This is a genomic window from Exiguobacterium sp. s124, from assembly GCF_018617485.1.
GTDB classification, from domain to species: Bacteria; Bacillota; Bacilli; order Exiguobacteriales; family Exiguobacteriaceae; genus Exiguobacterium; species Exiguobacterium aestuarii.
In genome coordinates, this window is record NZ_JACSKH010000002.1 from 71527 (window position 1) to 93997 (window position 22471).

The 22471-nt window shown below is 48.5% G+C and carries 23 protein-coding genes; 11 read left to right on the forward strand and 12 right to left on the reverse strand.

What is annotated here, in order from left to right:
- Positions 1 to 11: 11 nt before the first annotated feature.
- The 4 genes from KNO85_RS10950 to KNO85_RS10965 all read left to right on the forward strand — a co-directional run bounded on the left by KNO85_RS10950 (position 12) and on the right by KNO85_RS10965 (position 3099).
- Complete coding sequence (locus KNO85_RS10950) at positions 12 to 752, forward strand: hypothetical protein (RefSeq protein ID WP_214790036.1); 741 nt, start codon at positions 12 to 14, stop codon at positions 750 to 752.
- Positions 753 to 861: 109 nt separating this feature from the next.
- A complete protein-coding gene (locus tag KNO85_RS10955) occupies positions 862 to 1608 on the forward strand; it encodes a methionine ABC transporter ATP-binding protein (protein ID WP_214790038.1) in 747 nt (248 codons plus the stop codon).
- The gene (locus KNO85_RS10960) at positions 1601 to 2263 is read left to right on the forward strand and encodes a methionine ABC transporter permease (protein ID WP_214790040.1); all 663 of its coding nucleotides are present in this window, start codon (positions 1601 to 1603) and stop codon (positions 2261 to 2263) included. The genes KNO85_RS10955 and KNO85_RS10960 overlap by 8 nt, the downstream gene beginning before the upstream one ends.
- 20 nt (positions 2264 to 2283) lie before the next feature.
- Entirely contained in the window at positions 2284 to 3099 is an 816-nt protein-coding gene (locus tag KNO85_RS10965) for a MetQ/NlpA family ABC transporter substrate-binding protein (RefSeq protein WP_214790041.1), read from the forward strand.
- A gap of 31 nt (positions 3100 to 3130) precedes the next feature.
- Here the strand turns inward: KNO85_RS10965 and KNO85_RS10970 are convergent, their stop codons facing one another.
- The 3 genes from KNO85_RS10970 to KNO85_RS10980 form a co-directional block, all read right to left on the reverse strand.
- Positions 3131 to 3967, reverse strand: coding sequence for an aldo/keto reductase (locus KNO85_RS10970; protein ID WP_214790043.1), 837 nt, complete (start codon positions 3965 to 3967; stop codon positions 3131 to 3133).
- Positions 3968 to 4045: 78 nt separating this feature from the next.
- A complete protein-coding gene (locus tag KNO85_RS10975; protein ID WP_214790045.1) occupies positions 4046 to 5008 on the reverse strand; it encodes an HAAS signaling domain-containing protein in 963 nt (320 codons plus the stop codon).
- Positions 4995 to 5342: a PadR family transcriptional regulator gene (locus tag KNO85_RS10980; protein ID WP_214790047.1), complete on the reverse strand. Its 348-nt coding sequence runs from the start codon at positions 5340 to 5342 to the stop codon at positions 4995 to 4997. The genes KNO85_RS10975 and KNO85_RS10980 overlap by 14 nt, the downstream gene beginning before the upstream one ends.
- A gap of 128 nt (positions 5343 to 5470) precedes the next feature.
- On the opposite strand from KNO85_RS10980, the gene KNO85_RS10985 reads away from it, so the two are divergent.
- On the forward strand, positions 5471 to 5872 hold the full coding sequence (locus tag KNO85_RS10985) for a hypothetical protein (protein WP_214790049.1): 402 nt from the start codon (positions 5471 to 5473) through the stop codon (positions 5870 to 5872).
- A 38-nt stretch (positions 5873 to 5910) separates the two neighbouring features.
- Here KNO85_RS10985 and ahpF read toward each other — a convergent pair whose 3' ends face one another.
- The 4 genes from ahpF to htpG form a co-directional block, all read right to left on the reverse strand.
- Positions 5911 to 7434: an alkyl hydroperoxide reductase subunit F gene (gene ahpF, locus KNO85_RS10990; RefSeq protein ID WP_214790051.1), complete on the reverse strand. Its 1524-nt coding sequence runs from the start codon at positions 7432 to 7434 to the stop codon at positions 5911 to 5913.
- A gap of 11 nt (positions 7435 to 7445) precedes the next feature.
- Positions 7446 to 8009, reverse strand: coding sequence for an alkyl hydroperoxide reductase subunit C (gene ahpC / locus KNO85_RS10995; RefSeq protein WP_015880295.1), 564 nt, complete (start codon positions 8007 to 8009; stop codon positions 7446 to 7448).
- Between the two features lie 333 nt (positions 8010 to 8342).
- The gene (locus KNO85_RS11000; protein ID WP_214790053.1) at positions 8343 to 9140 is read right to left on the reverse strand and encodes an SRA domain-containing endonuclease; all 798 of its coding nucleotides are present in this window, start codon (positions 9138 to 9140) and stop codon (positions 8343 to 8345) included.
- A gap of 95 nt (positions 9141 to 9235) precedes the next feature.
- Entirely contained in the window at positions 9236 to 11104 is a 1869-nt protein-coding gene (gene htpG / locus KNO85_RS11005) for a molecular chaperone HtpG (protein ID WP_214790055.1), read from the reverse strand.
- Between the two features lie 278 nt (positions 11105 to 11382).
- On the opposite strand from htpG, the gene gloA2 reads away from it, so the two are divergent.
- A complete protein-coding gene (gene gloA2, locus KNO85_RS11010) occupies positions 11383 to 11763 on the forward strand; it encodes an SMU1112c/YaeR family gloxylase I-like metalloprotein (protein ID WP_214790057.1) in 381 nt (126 codons plus the stop codon).
- Between the two features lie 25 nt (positions 11764 to 11788).
- Here gloA2 and KNO85_RS11015 read toward each other — a convergent pair whose 3' ends face one another.
- The gene (locus KNO85_RS11015; protein ID WP_214790059.1) at positions 11789 to 12415 is read right to left on the reverse strand and encodes a TetR/AcrR family transcriptional regulator; all 627 of its coding nucleotides are present in this window, start codon (positions 12413 to 12415) and stop codon (positions 11789 to 11791) included.
- 123 nt (positions 12416 to 12538) lie between these two features.
- On the opposite strand from KNO85_RS11015, the gene KNO85_RS11020 reads away from it, so the two are divergent.
- Entirely contained in the window at positions 12539 to 13288 is a 750-nt protein-coding gene (locus KNO85_RS11020; protein ID WP_214790061.1) for an SDR family NAD(P)-dependent oxidoreductase, read from the forward strand.
- Positions 13289 to 13321: 33 nt separating this feature from the next.
- Here the strand turns inward: KNO85_RS11020 and KNO85_RS11025 are convergent, their stop codons facing one another.
- Positions 13322 to 13648, reverse strand: a complete 327-nt coding sequence (locus KNO85_RS11025) for a hypothetical protein (RefSeq protein WP_214790063.1) — start codon at positions 13646 to 13648, stop codon at positions 13322 to 13324.
- Between the two features lie 122 nt (positions 13649 to 13770).
- On the opposite strand from KNO85_RS11025, the gene KNO85_RS11030 reads away from it, so the two are divergent.
- Positions 13771 to 14184 (forward strand): hypothetical protein, encoded by a 414-nt coding sequence (locus KNO85_RS11030; RefSeq protein ID WP_214790065.1) that lies wholly within the window; start codon positions 13771 to 13773, stop codon positions 14182 to 14184.
- Between the two features lie 32 nt (positions 14185 to 14216).
- On the opposite strand, the gene rluF is transcribed toward KNO85_RS11030, so the two are convergent.
- Positions 14217 to 14927 (reverse strand): 23S rRNA pseudouridine(2604) synthase RluF, encoded by a 711-nt coding sequence (gene rluF / locus KNO85_RS11035; protein WP_015880301.1) that lies wholly within the window; start codon positions 14925 to 14927, stop codon positions 14217 to 14219.
- 92 nt (positions 14928 to 15019) lie between these two features.
- Here rluF and KNO85_RS11040 point away from each other — a divergent pair, with 92 nt between their 5' ends.
- Complete coding sequence (locus KNO85_RS11040; RefSeq protein WP_214790067.1) at positions 15020 to 15844, forward strand: hypothetical protein; 825 nt, start codon at positions 15020 to 15022, stop codon at positions 15842 to 15844.
- Here KNO85_RS11040 and KNO85_RS11045 read toward each other — a convergent pair.
- The gene (locus KNO85_RS11045) at positions 15810 to 16460 is read right to left on the reverse strand and encodes a C39 family peptidase (protein WP_214790069.1); all 651 of its coding nucleotides are present in this window, start codon (positions 16458 to 16460) and stop codon (positions 15810 to 15812) included. The two genes, KNO85_RS11040 and KNO85_RS11045, sit on opposite strands and share 35 nt — an antisense overlap.
- A gap of 73 nt (positions 16461 to 16533) precedes the next feature.
- Positions 16534 to 17907 carry a YjiH family protein gene (locus KNO85_RS11050; RefSeq protein ID WP_214790071.1) on the reverse strand — a complete coding sequence of 458 codons (1374 nt, stop codon included), beginning with the start codon at positions 17905 to 17907 and terminating at the stop codon, positions 16534 to 16536.
- A 260-nt stretch (positions 17908 to 18167) separates the two neighbouring features.
- Between KNO85_RS11050 and KNO85_RS11055 the strand changes: the two genes are divergently transcribed.
- A complete protein-coding gene (locus tag KNO85_RS11055; RefSeq protein ID WP_214790073.1) occupies positions 18168 to 19160 on the forward strand; it encodes an LLM class flavin-dependent oxidoreductase in 993 nt (330 codons plus the stop codon).
- Positions 19161 to 19299: 139 nt separating this feature from the next.
- Positions 19300 to 22470, forward strand: coding sequence for an EAL domain-containing protein (locus KNO85_RS11060; protein WP_214790075.1), 3171 nt, complete (start codon positions 19300 to 19302; stop codon positions 22468 to 22470).
- The last annotated feature ends 1 nt before the right edge of the window (position 22471 follow it).

Consider the following 22471-nt stretch of genomic DNA (forward strand, 5'->3'; position numbering starts at 1 on the left):
GTGTCATTCACATGACGCGAACAGAGTTATTCCACACATATAAATCGAAAATTTTTCAGTTATCTGATTTGGAGGAAGAGACGTTAAAAAGTGAACCGTTTTTGTTAGACCGTGATGAAAAGAAACAACTCGACATCTATTACGCACCGTTCGAATACATCAACCCGGATGCGAAAGTCGTCATCGCGGGCATCACGCCAGGCTTGTATCAGATGCGTCAGTCGTTTGAGGCGATTCGCGACTTGAAGGATGCGACAGACGAAGAGGCGCTTCGAGCCGTCAAACAACGTGGCAGTTTTTCCGGTCCAATTCGAAAGAACTTGGTGACGATGCTGGATGATTTAGATTTGCATCGTCATTTAGGAATCGGGTCCTCCCTTGATTTGTTCGGATCAGCGAACCATCTCGTACAAAATACGGCGGTACTTCCTTATCCGGTCTTTTATAAAGGGAAGAACTATAACGGGTCGAGCCCGGATATGATTCGAACGGACCTGTTTCGACCGTATGTGGAAGGAACCTTCGCTGAAGAGATGGCACATCTTCAAGACGCACTTATTTTACCGATGGGCGTAAATGTGAGGCGAGCCGTGGAATTGTTGGTGGAGCGCGGTCTCTTGAATCAGGATCGCGTTGTGAGCGGGTTCCCACACCCCTCTGGTGGAAATGGTCATCGTCATCGCATCTTCGCCGAAAATCGAGATGCCATGAAACGACACATCGCCGAACATTTCAAGCGACATCCACTCTGAACCGCAGTGCGGTTCTTTTCATGTGAGCACATGACCTGACAGCGACTCTTTACTTCGCTAAAATGGTAAACGGTTGACTCACTCACGAGATGTAGAAAGGATGTCCGCCATGATCACATTGTCGTCCGTCCATAAGCGTTATGGACAAGAGATGGCCGTTCGCGATGTATCGCTTCACATTCGAAAAGGTGAGATTTATGGCATCATCGGCGCAAGTGGTGCCGGCAAGTCAACGCTTCTTCGATTGATGAATGTATTAGAACGACCCGATAGTGGAAGTGTCACAGTCGATGGCGACCAGTTGACCGAACTCTCCAATCGGGAACTACGCAAGAAGCGACATCGGATCGGTATGATTTTTCAACAATTTAATCTTGTCGCCAACAAGACCGTTTTTGATAATGTCCTCGACTCATTGAAGCTCGCGAAACGACCGAAGGCGTCATGGGAGGCACGTGTGATGGAATGTCTCCAGTTTGTCGGACTTGAAGCGTATCGAGATAAATATCCTGCGCAATTAAGTGGGGGACAGAAGCAACGTGTCGCCATCGCTCGGGCACTCGCAAGTGAGCCGAATGTCCTTCTCTGCGATGAACCGACGTCCTCCCTCGACCCGAATACGACGGCAGAAGTGCTTCGCGTCTTGCAATCGGTCAACGAACAACTCGGTGTCACCATCGTCCTCGTCACGCACGAGATGGATGTCATTCGTCAAATCTGTCATCGTGTCACCGTCATGGCAGACGGAGCCGTTCATGAGACGATTGAACAGGAACCGACAGGCGTAGTTGCCATCGATCAGAATCCAAGTTGGTTCGTCGAACAGCTACGGAAGGAGGGCGAACCGGATGCCTGAGATCTTGTTACGCTATCAGTCTGAAATTTGGCAGTCCATCGCTGAGACGTTCATTATGGTTGGGGTATCCATCCTCGCCGCCATCTTGGTCGGACTGCCATTAGGTACGTGGCTTTACCTCTCACGTAAAGGACAGCTGTTAGAGAACCAAATCGTCTTCTCCGTCCTCAACTTGGTTGTGAATATCGTCCGGTCATTCCCGTTCTTGTTACTCGTCGTGTTTTTGATTCCATTTACACGGCTGATCATCGGGACGGCCATCGGTACAGCGGCAGCGACCGTACCGCTCTCCATCATTGCTATCGCGCATTATGCGCGCCTCGTCGAACAGTCATTGATTGATGTTCCGCGCGGTGTCGTTGAAGCGGCGCTCTCGATGGGGGCATCGGTGAAAGACATCATCTTCAAGTTTCTTTACGTCGAAGCCAGATCCGGTCTCGTCCTCGGATTGACGACATCCATCATCAGCTTTATCTCGTACTCGACAATCATGGGGGTCGTCGGGGGCGGTGGCATCGGTGACTTTGCCATCCGTTACGGGTATCAGCAATTTCAGACAGAACTCATGCTCTATATGATTCTCATCATGCTCGTCTTCGTGCAGTTGATCCAATTCACGGGCACGACCGTGGCACGAATCATCGACAAACGCTAAACAGAAAGTAGGAAATGAATATGAAAAAATTGATGGCACTTTTTGCCTCACTCACACTCGTCCTCGCAGCATGCGGGAACGATACAGAAACACAAACGGAGCAATCGAACAAACCACAGACATTGAAAGTCGCATCACTCATCCCACCGATGACAGATATGCTTGAAATCGCAAAAGAACAGCTCGCAGAAGAGAACATCGAACTCGAAATCGTTGTCCTCGGAGACAATGTCCAACCGAACTCGGCACTTGCGGCGAAAGAAGTCGATGCGAACTTCTTCCAACACGTTCCGTACATGGAAGAGTTCAATCGTAGCAACGATGCGAATCTCGTTCCGATCGAACCAATTTACTTCGCGAACTACGGTGTATACGCGAAAAACTACGACAACATGGAAGACATCCCGGAAGGCGCGACGATTGCTATCGCTAACGACGTATCGAACATTGACCGTTCGCTCTCGCTTCTCGCACAGCATGACGTGATCGAGCTCGGGGAGAAGGAAGGTACGTACTACACACAAGCGGATATCACATCGAATCCGAAAAACTTTAAGTTTGAAGAAGTCGACCTCTTGATGCTCGCTCGTGCGTACGATGATGTCGACGCCGTCTTGATGACACCGGCTTACGCGGCACCGCTCGGTTTGACGCCGAAGAGTGACGCACTTCTAACAGAAGGTGTCGAGAACGACTTCGCGATCACACTCGTCGCACGTGAAGACAACCAGGACGACGAAGCCATCCAAAAACTCGGCGAAGCGCTCACGAGTGACGAAGTCCGTGCATTCTTAGAAGAAAACTATGCAGAAACAGCGATTCCAGCGTTTGAATAAAAAAGATTGAGCCTCGTCGGCTCAATCTTTTTTAGTATTCTTCGTATTCTCGCGGGTCCTGGTCATCGATGCGACCATCCGGTTTCGTCAACGCATTGAGTGTCTCCATCTCTTCCTCGGACAATTCGAAGTTGAAGACATCGAGATTCTCTTTCTGATGCAACTCGCTAGACGAGCGGGCGAGCGGAATCACACCGAGTTGGATATGCCAGCGCAAGATGACTTGAGAGACGCTCTTCCCTTTTTGTTTCGCGAGCTCTGTGATCTTCTCGTCATGGATGACCGTACGGGCGCGACTGAGCGGGCTCCATGCCTCTGTGATGATACCACGCTCCTTGTCAGCTTGACGTTGCTCGACTTGCGAGAAGTACGGGTGTAGCTCGATTTGGTTGATGACCGGTGTCTCTCCGGTCTCTTCGATCAAGCGGTCAAGGTGCTCCGGCATAAAGTTCGAGACCCCGATGGAGCGGATCCATCCGTTTTTCTTCGCCTGAATCAAGGCGCGCCACGCCTCGACGTATTTATCTTGTTTCGGGTTTGGCCAATGCAAGAGGAACATATCCCAATAATCGAGGTTTGCCCGATACAGGGACTCCCGAATCATCTCGAGTGCCTGGTCATAGTCATAATATTGCGCACGCAATTTTGATGTTAAGAAAAGCTGCTCACGCGGGATGCCGGATTGGCGAACCGCCTCACCGACAGCACCTTCATTATCGTAACGAATCGCCGAATCGATGAGTCGATACCCGTTTCGGATCGCGCACGTCATCGCGTCGACGCCTGCCTCGCCTTTCAAATAAACCGTCCCGAGCCCAATCGCCGGAATCTCATAACCGTCATGTAACTTGATTGTTGGAATACCCATCAAATGCCTCCCCATTCAAAATCCGTTCTCTTCTCCGCTATTCCACTTTCCTCGGAAATGAAACGTTTGAATGTGAGGTCAACGACGAAATGCTTTAATCAAACCTTCGACCAAATCGAGGATACATACGATGATGATGGTGAGTAAGACACCCCATACGCCCCAACGACTAATCGTTCCGATATCAATGTTGATTTGCTCAGCAATCAATGAGAGGGCATTAGAAGAAATCAAATCAGGTTGCAGTAAAATGAGCGCCGTGACGACAATCCACATGATATTGAAGAGCGCGTTCCATAAGGCGAGCGGCTTCGTCCAATTTCGTACGATCCATTTGTAAATGGCGATGGCGATGCCGAAGGCGGCTAAAGCGATGACGAGCGGTAAGAATCGATCCAAGACCGACGGATTGAGTAGCGGGTAGGATTCGCCATCCGTGACGACGCGAATCAACTTTTCGGCGTTGACGTATAATACGACCATCAAAACGGTGGCGACAACATCAAACAGGATCGAACCAAAAGAGATTGAGGTCGAACGGGGTTTCACTTTCTTGAGTTGCTCAGGTTTCCAACTAGAGAAGGGGACTTCGCCCTCAGGTACGGCGCGTTCGATGATGAAGAATGTGAGGGTGATCCAAAATAGCGTCTGGACAACGACGTTGAAGATGGCGGCTACGATTTGAAGGAATGCTTGAATCAAGAATTGACTCCAAGACGTATCATCAATTGGGTTGGTCAAATAACCGATAATCGAGAGAATCGTGATGACCGTGACGGCAATCGGTAAAACGATCTTGATGATGTTCACATACTGTGTGAAGAGGGCGGGGCCGATGAGATAGAGCGGTCGGTTCGCATAGCGAGCAGCGAGAACATGAGGGTCGCCGAGCTGGCGCAACGCTTCAAATAAAGCCGTTTCAGACGGGTCATTTCCGGTCATGTCATCGATGGTTGACTCCAATTCCAGTGCGACGTCTTGACGCATCGACTCCGGGATTCGAGAGGTGACTTCATCGATATACACATTACGAAGATTCATGATCATTTCCTCCTTCGATTAAACGGGTTAACGTCTTCGACATGTTCATCCATTCCACATACAACTCATTCAAAATGTCCATTCCGTCCCTACTGAGCACATAGTACTTGCGTGGTCGACTCTCCGTCGTATCCCAGGAACTCGTGACGAGTCCTTGCTTTTCAAGTCGACGCAAGAGCGGATAGAGCGTACTCTGATCGATGTTGATCTCGGCATCAAGTAACGCCTGGACGAGCGAGTAGCCATACTGTGGCGTCTTCAACTGACTGAGCACTGCAATCGTCAACGTGCCGCGCCGCAATTCTGTCACTAACGAGGCTTTTACATCGGACATTTCTTCGCCTCCTTCATTCGTTCTTCTTTATACTGTATATCATACACTATAAGTTATCATACATCAATGCGAATAAAAGATGTTGAGTCATTTCCTGATTTTGGGATAATGAAGAAGAGGTGATGTTCATGAAGTGGTGGTGGATGGTTGGAAGTATGGTGATGGTCAGTTTGTTGATCATCAATGCGGAGTGGTATGGGAATGCGGCGACATTTGGAGTGCCAATCGGATGGATGATCACAATCTTGGTCTTGGCCCAGTTTCGAAAGCCAACGTCGACTCGTTGGGTTGTGTTGTTTGGGGTGATCAGCGTAAGCATTGGAATCGTGTTATCCGTACCGGGTTATTCGGTAGCGGAAGCGAAAGAGACGTTGAATAAAACGTACGATGACGTGACGTACATGGAAAGCGTACCGACGACCGGGGCAGAATGGAACCCATTCACGCCTCGGGTAGGCTATCGGTTTGAGACGAGGAGAGGGGAATCGATCTTATTCATCCCGGATTCGGGGAAAACATTTGAACTGTAAAAAAGACTCGCCCTCTATGATGAGTGCGAGTCTTTGTGTTAGTTGCGAATCATATAGTCGAAGGCGCCGAGTGCGGCTGTCGCACCAGAACCCATCGAGATGATGATTTGTTTGTAGGCGCTGTTCGTACAGTCTCCTGCAGCGAACACACCTGGGACGTTCGTCGCGCCATGACGGTCGACGACGATTTCCCCGAAGTTGTTGCGTTCGACCGAGTCGAGCCAGTCCGTGTTCGGGACGAGACCGATTTGGACGAAGACGCCTTCAAGTTCGACATGATGTGACTCGTTTGTCTCACGAGACACATACGAGATCCCGTTCACTTTGTCCGTACCCGTGATTTCTGTCGTCTGAGCGTTCGTGATGACAGTCACGTTCGGGAGGCTGTGAAGTCGGTCTTGAAGCACTTGGTCGGCCTTGAGCTCAGAAGCGAACTCGAGGACCGTCACGTGTTTGACGATACCAGCGAGGTCGATGGCCGCTTCAATCCCAGAGTTACCGCCACCGATGACCGCGACACGTTTCCCTTCGAAAAGAGGACCGTCACAGTGCGGGCAGTAAGCGACACCTTTGTTTTTGAACTCCGCCTCACCTGGGACGTTGACGTTACGCCAGCGTGCACCGGTTGAGAGGATGACACTCTTACTCTTCAAGACAGCGCCGTTTTCGAGTTCGATTTCGACGAGGTCATTTTTCTCAAGACGCTTCGCGCGTTGGAGGTTCATGACGTCGATGCCGTACTCTTTGACGTGCTCTTCTAGACTTGCGACGAGTTTTGGACCTTCTGTATATGCGGTACCGATGAAGTTCTCGATGCCCATCGTGTCCATCACTTGGCCACCGAAGCGCTCCGCGATGATTCCGGTACGGATTCCTTTACGAGCCGCGTATACGGCAGCACTCGCACCAGCCGGACCGCCACCGACGACGAGGACGTCGTACGGGTCTTTGTCCGAGAACGCAGAGGCGTCAGGACCTGTACCGAGTTTTGCTAAAATCTCTTCGAGTGACATCCGACCGTTACCGAACGATTCTCCGTTCAAGAAGACCGTCGGGACAGCCATGATCTCTTTCACTTCCACTTCATCCTTGAACGCGGCTCCGTCGATCATCGTGTGGGTGATGTTCGGGTTGAGGACGCTCATGACGTTTAGCGCTTGCACGACGTCAGGGCAGTTGTGGCAGCTGAGGCTGATGTATGACTCGAAGTGATACGTACCTTCGATGTTTTGAATCTGTTTGATCGTGTCCGCATCGACTTTCGGTGCGCGCCCGCTCACTTGGAGGAGGGCGAGGACGAGTGATGTGAACTCATGTCCGAGTGGAATCCCCGCGAAGACGATTCCTGTCTCTTCAGACGGACGATTCACGCTGAAGCTCGGTGTACGCTCGAGTGTCGCGCGTTCGACCGAGATACGTGATGACATGCTGGCGAGTTCGTTGACGAGCTCGAGCATCTCGTTTGAGACTTTGTCTTCCCCAGCGCTCACACGGAGGACGACATCGCCCTCCATGAGCTGGAGATATTGGTCGAGCTGTTGTTTAATCGCTGCTTCTAACATGCAATCGCTCCTTACAATTTACCGACGAGGTCAAGGCTTGGGCGGAGTGTTTCAGAACCCTCTTCCCATTTCGCTGGGCAGACTTCGCCTGGATTGTTGCGTACGTATTGTGCTGCTTTGACTTTGTTGACGAGCGTGCTCGCGTCACGGCCGATGCCGCCAGCGTTGATTTCGACAGTTTGGATGACACCGTCTGGGTCGATGATGAACGTACCACGGTCTGCAAGGCCATCTTCTTCGTTCAAGACGTCGAAGTTGCGTGAGATGACGTGTGATGGGTCGCCAATCATGATGTACTCGATTTTTCCGATTTTCTCAGATGTTTCGTGCCAAGCTTTATGTGTGAAGTGTGTGTCTGTTGAGACAGAGTATACTTCTACACCGAGGTTTTTAAGTGTAGCGTACTCGTTTTGAAGGTCTTCGAGTTCAGTTGGGCAGACGAATGTGAAGTCAGCTGGGTAGAAGCAAACAACACTCCATTTGCCTTTGAGGTCGTTCTCTGTAACTTCGAGGAATTCACCTGTTTGGAATGCTTGTGCTTTGAATGGTAGTACTTCTTTGCCGATTAATGACATGGGTTATGTCCTCCTTGTTTTTTTACTCTAGCGTTTCTATCTCGACTAGAATAATTATAATGTAATACTAACTTCATATAACGAGCTAGAATTGTCAAGGCGTTTGCATGCTGTTTAAGGATTAGGAATATCAATGGATTATACGAATTTGGCTTAATAAAAGGAAAGAAAACGATTACATATTGAGTAGTATTTTTCTATCTATTTTCTTATTTTGAAAAATGAAACTTATAAGGAAAGTTACGAATATATTGAGTAGGGTCATTGATTTTCTCGTCGCGAATTATATGATTATCAATTACCTCAATAAAAAACCTTAATCACAAGTAGAGATTAAGGTAGAGGAATTTGCTGTATAATTTTTTCTCGATACAAAGCACGATCCTGACTTTTTCGTAATCGAGCATGACAGTTAGGACAAGTGGCAATCACTTGTTCAGGAAGAGCCAATCCCTCATCAGATTCTTTATATAGCGAGTAAAGTTCTAGATATGGACCATTTTCAGTATCGAATGGCGCGGCTTGACCGCATGCCTCACAGTGATTATTTGCTCTTGCAAGTACGTAATAATATAAAGCTGATGTCTGTTCCCGCACTTGACGCTTTCGAATCGACATACTTAATCCAGTCGCACGCTTAGGGTCACGAGTAGCGATTTGTTCGAGCTCCTCGATCGATTTGTATCTCATGGTGGATGCAAATTCTTGAGATTCTTCTTGTACTATATGGAGTGGTTCGAAAGCAAAAACGATGACTTCTCGCTGATTTTGATGCTTGTCGATTCCAAATTGAATATCATAGCCAATCAAGATAAGTTGATCTACGAAACGATAATTTCCTTTGCCGAGAGACTCAAATAGATAAACGTCTTCACCATTTTCAATGTGGTGGAGAAGTGCCTTATTTCCGAAGGAGAAGGTTTGATTTCCTTCTTGTCCTTCGCCGCTATAATAGAACAAACCATCTTCTTCGCTCCAGCCATTCTTATAGCCAAACTCTTGGTCCATCCCACTATCAAAAATAAAAATAAGTTTATGTTTGTTAGGTGTACTGATTCCTCGTTGACGACTTCCTCCATATTGATCATGGATGGAGGAACGTCTATATACTTTATTTTTTTCGAACAGCATAAAGCACCTCATTCCCAAAATTTTCATTTATTTAAAGTGTAGCATGCTTTTTTATTAAAAACGAAAAAGACAGAGGATGCCCTCTGCCTTCATCGTTACTCTGCCATCAACGCACACACAGCATTCGAATACGCTACCGGATCTTCAATCGGTAACCCTTCAATGAGGAGGGCTTGTTGATACAAGAGGTCTGTATATTGTTTCGCTTTCGCTTCATCTTCTTTATATACACGTTGGAGTGTCTGGAAGATAGAGTGGTCAGCATTCACTTCGAGCACTTTCTCCGCTTTCATGCCGCCGCCGTTTGGCATCGCGTTCAGAATCTTCTCCATCTCAATCGAGACGTCGCCTGCGACCGTCAGACAGACAGGGTGCGACTTGAGGCGTGTCGAGGCACGCACTTCTTTGACCCGGTCCCCGAGCTCTTCTTTCATGAAGGTGAACAAGTCTTGGTTGTCTTCGTTGAGCGATTTCGCTTCCGCGTCATCGAGACCGAGGTCGCCGCTCGCGATCGACTTGAACTCTTTGTCGTCATACGACTGAAGCATCTTAATCGCGAACTCATCGATTTCTTCTGTGAAGTAGAGGATCTCGTATCCTTCTTCTTTCAAACGCTCCGCTTGTGGCAAGAGGTCGATGCGATGAATCGATTCACCTGTCGCGTAATAGATGTACTTCTGGTCTTCTTTCATCCGCTCGACGTACTCTTTAAGCGAGACGAGTTTCTTCTCATGAGAAGAATGGAAGAGAATCAAGTCTTTCAATTCATCTTTTGCTGCGCCGAACTGGTCATACACACCAAACTTCAATTGACGACCGAACGACTCGTAGAACTTCTCGTAGTCCCCACGTTCGTTTTGGAGCATCTTCTCGAGCATGCCTTTGATTTTTGACTTCACATTTTTGGCGATCACGCGAAGCTGGCGGTCCTGCTGCAACATTTCACGGGAAATGTTGAGGGAGAGGTCTTCTGAGTCGACCATCCCTTTGACGAAGCCGAAGTAATCCGGCAAGAGGTCCGGTGACTTCTCCATGATCAAGACGCCATTCGAGTAGAGCTCTAGACCTTTCTCAAATTCTTTCGTGTAATAGTCGAACGGAACCGTTGACGGAATATAGAGAATTGATTGATAGCGAATCGTCCCGTCGACGTTCAAGTGAAGGTGCTTGAGCGGCTCATCAAAGCCGTAGCGCTTCTCGTGATAGAACGCCTTATAATCCTCATCGCTCAGTTCACTCTTTCGCTTCCGCCAAATCGGCACCATGCTGTTGACAGTCTCTTCTTCTTTATAATCCTCGTACTCTTCCGAGTCTTCTTTTTGACGATGTTTCGTCACATCGAGTTTGATCGGGTAGCGGATGAAGTCCGAGTGCTTCTTGATGAGCGAACGGATCTCATATTCTTCGAGGAATGACGAGTACGCATCATCTTCTGTGTCTGCTTTCAAATGGAGCGTGATCTCCGTACCGATGTCCGCCTTGTCTGTCGGCTCGATCGAATAGCCGTCTGTGCCTTCAGACTCCCATACGTATCCTTGCTCGCTATCAATCGAGCGAGTCCGAACGGTCACACGGTCAGCGACCATGAATGCAGAATAGAATCCGACCCCAAACTGACCGATGAGGCTATGGTCTTCTTCCATCTTCGTCGCCTGTTTCATGGCGAGCGAACCGCTTTTTGCGATGATTCCGAGGTTTGTTTCAAGTTCTTCTTCTGTCATCCCGATTCCTGTATCGCGAATCGTGATGGTCCGTGCCTCTTTGTCGAGTTCGATTTTGACGAAGTAATCGTCTTTGTTGAATTCGATGCTCTCGTCGGAAAGGGCGCGATAATACATCTTGTCGATGGCGTCACTCGCGTTCGAGATGAGCTCGCGCAAGAAGATGTCCTTATGTGTATAGATTGAGTGGACCATCAACTCTAAAATTCGTTTCGATTCCGTTTGAAACTGTTTCTTTGTCATGATCGTTCTCCTTTTCATCTCTTCATTTTGGCACTCTAACATAAAGAGTGCTAACACTATTGATTATCCTAAAAATTAGGAAGATGTCAACTGGATTTCAAGAAAAGATTGACGAGAAGGCTTGATTCGCATATAGTTGAATACATGCGATGAGCTGGTCTATGTAAGACGGCGGACATTCCCTTGAGGAGCACGTTGTGGAGCGTGGTCCGTCGCGGTAGACTTTCGAGAGCACCTCTAGTGAGAGGTGCTCATTTTTTGTATATGGGGGTAGAAGGATGGACTTACATACGATTCATCACGTCGCAATCATTGCCTCGGATTACGATAAAGCCAAGCAGTTTTATGTCGAGGCACTCGGATTCGAAGTGATTCGAGAACACCACCGCCCGCAGAAACAGGATCACAAAATCGACTTGCGCCTCGGTACATATGAGCTCGAGCTGTTCATCAAACCAGACAGTCCCGAGCGTCCAAGTTTTCCGGAAGCATGTGGTCTTCGCCACTTGGCCTTCAAGGTCGAGGACATCGAGTCCGTCGTCGCCGAATTGAACGAACGTGGGATTATGACAGAACCGATTCGTTGCGATGATTTCACAGGGGAGAAGATGACATTCTTCTTTGACCCGGATGGCCTACCGTTAGAACTGCACGAATAAACCCCTTCGCGATGAAGGGGTTTTCTTATGCCCGAATGGAGGCGAGCAACATGTCTTTCAACGTATTGATTTGAACAGCCGGTTCGATATCGTCCTCCAAATAACTGATATGCGACTTCAACATAATGTTGTTGCCGAACGTCCCAAACGCATTAATGATTGTCACGACGGTCACTTTCACATCGATATCTGTTCGCAACGAGCCATCCCGTTTTCCCTCTTCAATCAACGGTTCGAGCGTCTGCATGATATGTCGCTGCACATCAATGTACGTCTCAATCCCGGGGAGAGGCGTGGCGACGAACGAGGCATAGCTCTCAAACGCCTCGCGGAAACGGGCGTGGTCTGTCCGTTCGAGTTGCATCTCGAAAAAGTGGTTCAAGATGACCTCGAGCCGTTCATAGGCGTTGCCTTTCTCATTCACAAATTGCTCAAATCGTTCGAGTGTTGGCTGTAAATTCTTAATGGCCGCTGCGACAATCAATTGATCTTTCTTCGAAAAATAGCGAAACAGTGTCGCTATCCCAATCCCTGCCGCATCCGCGATATCCTGCATTTGAACTTTCTCAAAGCCATTCTCTAAAAATAAGCGCTCGGCCTCTTGGATAATCAGTTGAATCCGTTCTTCTTTGTTTTGTTGTCGTTTACTCAATTCCATCACCTCATTGTCTGTCCTTAGTATATCGCCTTCGAGCAGTTTCGTTGAGATTAATGTCACAACTGATTATGATTGTGATAGTTAGACTATCATAATTTAATGAATGGAGCTGGGACAATGCGTTTACAGGGGAAAGTAGCGGTCATCACAGGGGCAGGAAGCGGTATGGGAGAGTCGACGGCACGTCTATTCGCCAAAGAAGGGGCGACGGTTGTCGCGACAGACATCAATGAACAAGGGGTAAAAAATGTGGTCGAGTCGATTCGTGCACAAGGCGGGGAAGCCATCGCGGTGAAACATGACGTGACCTCACGCGCAAGCTGGGAAGACGTGTTTGCAGAAGTGGGAGCGACGTGTGGCAAATTAGATATTCTTGTCAATAACGCTGGAATCGCACTCGCAAAACCGTTCTTGGAACAGACAGAAGAGGACTGGGCACGCACATATCGCATCAATATCGATGGGGTCATGTTAGGGACGCAGTATGCGATTCCGCTCATGACAGAGAATGGCGGTGGATCGATCGTCAACATCTCCTCTATCTCTGCATTGACCGGTATGGCAGGTGCAGGGGCATACACGGCATCAAAAGGTGCGGTCCGTTCACTTACAAAAGCAGCGGCCGTCGATTATGGGAAGCAAAACATTCGGGTCAACTCGGTGCATCCGGGGTATATCGTGACGCCGATGAGTGCGCCGCATATGGAACATCCTGACTATAAGCAGCACTTCTTGAATCAAATCGCCTTGCCGAATCTTGGACAAGCGGATGAAGTGGCCGCAGCCGTCCTCTTCCTCGCGTCAGACGAAGCGAATCATATTAGCGGGATTGAACTTCCGGTAGACGGTGGCGTGACGGCGAAATAAAAAGTCGGGTCTCGATGAGACCCGACTTTTTGATTACTCTAAGATTCCGACTAACTCCATCATGAGCAGCATGACTAGACCTGAACTGAGCACAGCGGCAAAAAAGACCAGCACTGCATACTCTTTTTGCTTCAGAATGGCCCACCATCCGGTCACAAACGCTCCTAACCCGAGGACGGAGAACGTGGTCATATAGCTGAGTCGAAGCATGTTCGCGGCGTTGTCGCTCCAAAGCGTCGAGTGGAAGGTCGTATCGAAGCTGTCGAGCAGGAGGAACGGCACGTACATGACTAGGAACAAGGTAATCAGGATGATTGACCATTTCCCGATTGAGGTGTGTGGAAAGATTGCACCATTCATGATGATTCACCTCTTTTCGTTTAAACATCGTCTATACAATGTACATTCCCGTTTTCAAAGAATAAGTTGAGATATTCATCAAATTGACATGATATAGTCGACATGAAAGCGTGGGGATGAGGATGATCGAACAGTTCAAAATGAAGCGAATATGGGAAGACGATTTCGCAACCGAAGTGATGATGACGCTAACAGGAAAGTGGTGCGAGGTTACCGTGAACGAATATGTCACAGCATCGGATATCAACGCATTCATCTCTTCAATACAAGCATTCAATGCACGAAACGGAGAGTCGTCTGAAAGATGGATACTCGACCTTCCGCTCGTTCGTGTCTCTTTGACGTTCGCGCTTGCGAATGTAAGAGGGATTGTTCAAGTCAACGTCGTGGTCGAGCAAAGTAAAGGTGATGGTGGGGACATGAAGGCCGCGTTGTCATTCGAGACAACGATGGGCCAGCTCGACGATTTGAGTGTTCAACTGAAGCGTTTCATTAACCGACAAATCGACCATGTTGCATCACTTCGACCAGAATGAAAAACAAGCCTAGACGCGCGTCTAGGCTTGTTTTAGTACCATTCTTTCGGTTCGTAATTCAATTCGCGGAACAACTGCTCACGCTCTTTTTTCGAAAGGTCGCGCCATTGTCCAGGTGGGAGTTTCCCGAGCGTGATGTTCATGACACGCACACGTTGGAGGCGGAACACCTCGTATCCGAGCGCTTCACACATCCGACGGATTTGGCGGTTGAGTCCTTGCGTGAGGGTGATGTTGAAGTCGAACTTCGAGAGCGGACGTACTTTACACGGAAGTGTCTTCTGTCCAAGGATTTTGACGCCGGCTTCCATCTGTTCGACGAACTCTGGTGTGATTGGCTTATCGACCGAGACGATGTATTCTTTCTCGTGCTCGCCTTCTGCGCGAAGGATCTCGTTAACGATATCGCCATCGTTCGTCATGAGGATGAGGCCTTCTGAGTCTTTGTCGAGACGACCGATGTTGAAGATGCGGAGCGGATGGTTGACCATGTCGACCAAGTTCCCTTTTACTTTCTTCTCTGTCGTACTCGTGATTCCGACCGGCTTATGCACGGCGATATACACGTTGTTTCGTGCGACACGTGCGACCGAACCGTTGACGAGGACTTCATCCCCCGGTTTTACCTGGTCGCCGATTTTTGCTTTTTTCCCGTTGATGGTGACGCGTCCCTCTTCGACGAGACGGTCGGCTTGGCGACGGGACGCCTTGCCTGATTCACTGATGAATTTATTGATGCGCATGTGTACACGTCCTTTATTTGGCTTCGTCCTCTCACTATAACGTATTTTATAAACTCTCGAAAGCGGGAAACGAACGGGAGAGGAGGGATGACATGGAGGCGATACGACTGTTACAGGACGCAATCCGATTTCAGGAGGCCATCCGCGACACACCGTTTGGAAAGGAATTGATTCCGGAGGCGTCGCCTGTTCTTTGGTACGGGCGGCCAGGTCCGAATCAATGGCTGACCATCGGGACGAATCCGTCACGCGGCGAGTTTCTCCATCGAGACGGGACACCGAGAACGGGGAAACACCAAAAGTTCTATTGGCGGGAGACGCTCTCGTTGGAAGATTACCTCGGGAATGAAGAGGCGCTGCGACAAACGATTGAATGGGCATCAGCCTATTTCGAATCGGGTCGCGCGACGACAAGCTGGTTCGGAAAACAAGGTGGCGCCAAACTCGAGGCACTGTTAAATGGGATGGGACGGTCGTTTTATGACGATTCGAACTCTGTCATTCACGTCGATTTTTTCAAGTTCGCCACGTATGAACAGATGGGGAAGATGAAGACCGGGCGGGACTGGATGGAGCATCCGACCTCGATTGAGTTATTGGAACGCACGATTACATATATTAAACCGACCCGATTGATTGTACTCGGACGGGATAACTGTCGTGCCTTCACTGGCTTCTCTACAACAGGACAACTCACGACATACCCTGCCATCACCTATGAAATTGGGTACCATGCCTCAGGTATCCCGATGATCGGACTTCATATGAAACCATCTGAAGTATTCGTCGGGCTCGGGAGTGGCCGTGATTCAAACGGACTACATTACGGGTCATATGCCAAGCGCGAGCATCTGTTACGAATCGGGCAAGCGATTGAAGCGATTATGGACGAGTGGCTGGCGGATGGACGCGCGTGATGCTTCCCCAGAAATTGAATTCGTTGAAGTCGATATAGCGCACGTCTTTTGAACGATTATCGAGCACGGCCAACAAGACGACGTCGGGAAATCCCCGTTTTTCAAACTGCAAATAGCCGATTCCCGTGACGGAATGATTTTTATAGAAGCCGTTCGCCATGTTCAATACAAACGGGCGACCTGCTTTCAGCTCACGCTCGAACGTCGACCATTTCCATAGATAGCGGGAACTGCCTCGACCAACGTATCCGTATCGCTTCCACAGTTTCGTGATGATGGTGGCGATTTGAGTCGGAGGTGTCCCTTTCTCGTCTTTGAAATGATGCATGAAGGCAATCTCGCGCACATCCTCTTGAATCTGCGTCACGTCATCCGGAATATTCGTATAACCATGGTCTCGATAGAAACGGAAGATGGCGGTGATGGACGTCAACGTACAATTGTTCTTTCCGTTCTCGAACTGTCGTTGGAGCAAGACGGGCACGCCTTCAATCTGTACAGAGCGCGCTAATGTCCAGCGTCCGTGATAACGATCGTTCACGTAAAGTTCTGGGTCGATGATGCCGGCATAGCCGTTGTTCGCGACCTCTAGTTGTCCTGCGAATTGGTGCTCCATCTAGGTCCACCTCCTTTTCTTTTAGTATACAAAGAACGCCCCATCTCATAAAAGAGAAAGGGCGTCGTTTTCGTTAAAAGACCAGATGTGCGATTCCGACGATAATCGGAAGCGTGATGAATGTACGTAACAAGAAAATCAAGACGAGATCGAGGAATGAGATTGGCAGTTTTGAACCGAGCAACAAGCCCCCGACTTCTGACATATAGATGAGCTGGGTAACCGATAATGTAGCGATAACGAAACGCGTCAACTCGCTCTCGATGCCGCTACCGAGTACAGCTGGCAAGAACATATCGGCGAAACCGACGACCATCGTCTGAGCAGCTTCTGATGCCTCAGGTACTTGCAGGAGCATCAGAATCGGTTCGAACGGCTTTCCGATGATGGTGAAGAACGGCGTGTATTCTGCGATGACGACCGCAATCGTTCCGACCGCCATGACGACAGGAAGGACACCGATCCACATATCAAGGACGTTCTTGAAGCCGTCTTTCAGTGTTTCTAGGAAGCTCTTACTCGAACTTGATTTTTGTAGCGCTTGCGTCAATGCCCACTTGCTGAGTGACACGTTCGCCGGCACCTCTTCTTCCGGTTTAAGTTCTGTCTTCTCATAAGCCGTGTCTGCCTTTTTAGATAATGGATAAATCCGTGGCATGATGAGTGCTGCAACTAGTCCTGATAAAACGATTGCCCCGTAGTACGGTAAGAAGTATTGATCGAGCTCGACATACTGTAAGACGACGATGGTGAAGGTGATCGAGACGACGGAGAAGGTCGTCGCGATGATTGACGCTTCCCGTTTCGTGTAATAGCCTTCCTCATACTGTTTTGTCGTCAGTAGGATCCCGATCGTCGCATCTCCGACCCATGAAGCGAGCGAGTCGAGCGAGGCGCGCCCCGGCAAGCGGAAGAGCGGGCGCATGATTTTCATCAAAAATGTCCCGACGAACTCGAGAAGTCCGAAGTTCAGCAATAAAGGTAATAACATACCGGCAAAGAAGAACGTCGCGAACAAGATTGGAATCAAATCAAAGAGGAGCAAACCACCCGTAAATTCCGAGGTGATCATCTCTGGTCCGAGAGTGAGTAGCGTCATGACGCCGGCGATAAAACCGATGATACGCATGATAAACCAAAACGGTGTCACGCTAAAGAGTGCGTTGATGGACGGTCGTTCGACCATAAAAGCAGGACGTGCCGTAAACAATAACAAAGATCCAGCGATTGAAATCCCCATCATGATGACGGCAAGTGTCGGAACGAACTCGCCAATCCATTCAATCAATAGATTGGATAAGAAGGCGACTGGAATCGTAAAGCCTTCCTCTGATGAGATTGGGACGATGAAAAACATAATCCCGATGAGCGATGGGACCAAAAACTTAAAAAAGTCCCAACTCGAAAAAGAAGATTTCTTTTTGTCTGGTGTTGATGAACCATTCATGATGCATTCCCCATTTCCCCGAAGTGTTTGTGCTGTCTATGTATCCCCATTACACATCCAGCCCATATTAAAACGTATTTCTTTATCAGTATAAAAAATATGACCAGGTGCTATCAACATAATGCGTAAATTTTCAGAAAAATAGTTGTAGTACACTAGGCAAATCATTCGTATTCCATAGAGGCATTTAGTATGATGACGGCGAGTCCAACAAATTCAAGATATTTAGAAACTTCATTATAGAGATAGGAGAATACATCATGAGATTGAGTGTGTTAGATCAGGCACCGGTCACGTCCGGTCATACAGGCGAGCATGCGCTAGAGAGTGCGGTCGAGCTCGCGCAAGTCGCAGAAGAGTTAGGATATTACCGCATGTGGATGACCGAGCACCATGGTGGCATGTCGTTCGCGAGTTCGGCTCCAGAAGTCATCGCGGCCTATCTAGCAGCGAAGACGAGCAAGATTCGTCTCGGTTCCGGTGGCATCATGATGATGCACTATTCGCCACTGAAGATGGCGGAAGTATTCAAGACGCTCAGTGCCCTTGCACCAGGACGCATCGATTTCGGTGTCGGACGTGCGCCAGGTGGTGACGCGAATGCCATCTATGCGATGTCACAAGGTCAAAAACCGATGATGGATGGACTTTATGAGAAGCTCGATACAACGCTTCAGCTGATTAAAGACGAGACGCCAGAAGAACGGTGGTACAAAAATACACCGGCTGCACCGACAGGCGTCACGTTGCCGGAAGCGTGGTTACTCGGATCGAGCGGGAACAGTGCGGTTCAAGCCGGGCGCATGGGTCTCGGTTATTCGTTTGCGCAATTTTTCAATGGCGAACTGAGTGCCGACACGCTCGACACGTATCGTCACCACTTTACACCGTCTGACTTTATGGAGAAGCCGGATATCAGTGTCACGTATTTAGTGACGACGGCAGAGACGGAAGAAGAGGCGGAATATTTGGCTCGACCATCTGACTTGTCGCGTCTCTTCTTGATGCGAGGACAGTTGAGACAGCTGTTGAGTCCGGAAGCGGCGCATGAGTATCCGCTCACAGAAGTCGACAAGATTCATATCGCCAACAATCGGGCCATTCACCTTGTGGGGACGCCGAAACAAATCGCGGAACAGTTACGCGATGAGTCGGAGCGATATGGCTTCGATGAGGCGATGATTTGTAGCATTCAGCATAAACAAGAGGATCGTTTGAACGTTTATCGCCTGTTGGCGAACGAATTGCTTTGATTCGATGAACACCTTCTCGGAATTGAGGAGGTGTTTTGTATTGGAACGAAAAACGTTTTCCCCTTTTTTCAAAGGTTTTCTCCATAGAAGCAGCGAAACCAACTACACTATAAGAAAAAGGATCAGGTGGAGGTATACGATGAAACGGATGAAAGGGGATCCGCATTATTTATTCGAACTGTTCACACGTTTATATCGGATGGTATTCCTCATGGAAGTGACAGATGTGGGATATCGATATGTGCAAGTGAGTGAACAGGGCAAACTGGCCTCCTCACTTCCGAATGATGTGGAAGGTCGTTATTTACATGAGATGTACCGCTCAGAAGTAGCCAATGAATTAATCGAACATTATGACGCGGTCGTCGAGACGGGGGACCCGGTCTATTTCATGTCAAAAATGAACATCGACTCCAATACAGCCCGGTTCGCTTCCTCCATGCTCGTACCAATCGAAGATGAATCGGGTGTCGTACGCTATGTGCTCAGTTTGACGACGGATTTATCAGAAGAAGCGGAGATCAAATTGTTACGAAGCATCGAGCATATGGACTATTTGACGGGTATGCCGAATTTGATGAAAGTCAAATTGGATCTCGATCAATTGTTCGAGCAACAGAGCACGGAAGAGACAAGTGTGATGCGTCTACACATCAATCGTTTCAAGATGATGATGTCTCTCCAAGGGGTGGAACGATCGAACGAATTGATAAAAGACATCACGCGTCAACTGGCGAATACGCTTCCTAAAGGCTCCATCATTGGTCGGGTGGATGGGGAAGATTTTGTAGCAGTCTTGCCACATGTTCCAATCAAGATGGCTTATATGTATGCCGAACATCTACTCGATGTGATTGCGGGCCATTCTTACCGAGTGGCTGATGCGGAATTTCCGTTATCGAGTTGTATCGGTATCGGTTCGGGAACGTCTGACGCTGATCGCGTGATCATGAACGCTTCGACCGCTTTACTCGAGGCGCGTCAGACCGGTAATCAAACGATTCGTTTGTATGAGCACGATGAGTATGTGCAGCGTTACATCGATGAGATCATGATTGAGACGGAACTGGTGAAGGCGATCAAACAAGATGAACTATATATGGTGTATCAACCAAAAGTGTCGATGGACGGATCGATTCATTTTGAGGCGCTCATTCGTTGGAATAGTCCTGTACTCGGATTCGTTTCACCTGAAACGTTTATTCGCGTGGCGGAACAGTCACTCCTCATTGAGGACGTGACACAGTTTGTGATGAATCGAGTGTGCCAGGATGTATCAACTCATCCCGAACAGTTTGAAGGGCGTCGTGTCGCTGTGAATGTGTCTCCGAACTTGTTTCATGAGCATCATATGAATGAGTTAGTGACAATCGTTGCGTCTTACGACTTACAACCGGAGCAATTCGAATTTGAAGTGACGGAACACACGCTCATGCATGAACCGGTCGCTGCCATTAAAACGGTCGAATCGTTGAAGCAACAAGGATTCCGATTGGTGATTGATGATTTTGGGGTGAGTTATTCTTCTTTAAATTACTTGAAGCTATTCGAAATCGACGGGATTAAGATTGACCGGTCATTTGTTGCGCAACTCGACCAGGAAAATGGACTGAAAGAGTATGAAATCGTCAAACTGATTGTGTCACTCGCCAAAAAGTTAGACCTCGAAGTGACAGCTGAAGGTGTTGAGACGGAAGAACAGTATCGGATTTTGCGTCAACTCGGTTGTGATGAGATTCAAGGCTATTTCTTTAGCCGTCCGATGGCGCTCGAAGACCTAGGTGAGGCGCTTGAAATTTTATATTCTCACCAAACGGTCTTATCGAAAATTGAGCAACCGTCACACTTACTGCATCCTGCACTCGACGAACGGGAAATGAAACGGCTAAAGGCCATCTTACGATTGGAGATTTTGAACACGCCCCAAGAAGAACGGTTTGATCGAATTTCTCGTTTGGTCGCCCAAATGTTGCAGATGCCGGTCTCCTTCATTTCCATCATGACAACGGACCAACAGTGGTTCAAATCTTGTGTCGGCATCGAACTCGGGTCTTCTCATCTCAAGCGGGAGTGGACGTTATGTAATCGGGTCGTCACATCGGAACGTTCGATGGTGATCGAGGATGTGGCTGCTGAAGAATTTGAGAGTGACAGTCCATGGCTCGAACAAGTCGGATTCTATGCCGGGGTGCCGCTCCGGACAAAGCAAGGTCATGTCATCGGTACACTTTGCGTGGTCGATACTCAGGCGAGAACGTTCACGGAAGAAAACCTACATGCACTCGAGTCATTCACGCACTGGGTCATGACAGAGATTGAGCATACAGAAGTGTCACGGCGACAAATCAAACGCCAACAAGTCGTGGAGTCATTATATGAAGCGACCGCACTTCGAATGCCGTTCCAAGACCAACTGGCACGTGTCCAAGAAATCTTATTAGAATGGGTCGGCTATTCGCATGCGGTGATTTTCTCGATCGAATCCTCGCATCGTCTCTTAGTGGAGAATGGGGTGTCACGTCTGACATGGGGGGAAGAAGAACTTCGTTCGCTCCATCAACTGACAACTGTCGGTTCACAAACCCTTCAAGAGGGTGAATTGATTGTAGATGGCATCGAATTCACAACGCTCGTCAGTTTTCCACTGACACATAAACATCAAGTGTTCGGGTGGATTGTCTTATTGGCGGAGCAAGGGAATTTAAACGATCAACTCGACGAAGAAACTCTTCAAGAATTGACGGACACGATTCGGTTACTCGCGAGGTGGCTAGAGAACGGAATTCGAAAAGAACGGAAACAGCGTGAGATGATTCAGATTGCAACACAAGACCAACTGACGAAATTGTGCAATCGTTATACACTCATGACCGATTTATATAAACAGATGCAGCGCTCAAAAGTATTCGCTTTGCTGTTCATCGACGTAGATGATTTCAAGCGGATCAATGATCAATTTGGCTATCTCATTGGGGATGAAATGTTAATCGAAATCGCGCAACGGTTAAATGAATTCGTTGAAACGTTCGGAGGTCAGGTGTATCGATTTTCAGCTGATGAATTCGTTGTCGTGCAAGAGGAGAGTCCGATCGGGTTAAACGAGATAAATGACACTATTTCCCGGGGAATAGTCGCTTCAAATGGTGAGGAAGTTCGTCTCACCGTGAGTGTGGGCGTGGCTACGGTACAACCTGCATCCACCATCGACTCGATCCTCCAACAAGCCGATGCGGCTATGTACATTGCGAAGAACAATGGCGGAGACCAGTGGTTTCAATACGATGGATATTTAGATGATGAGGAGTTTTGAT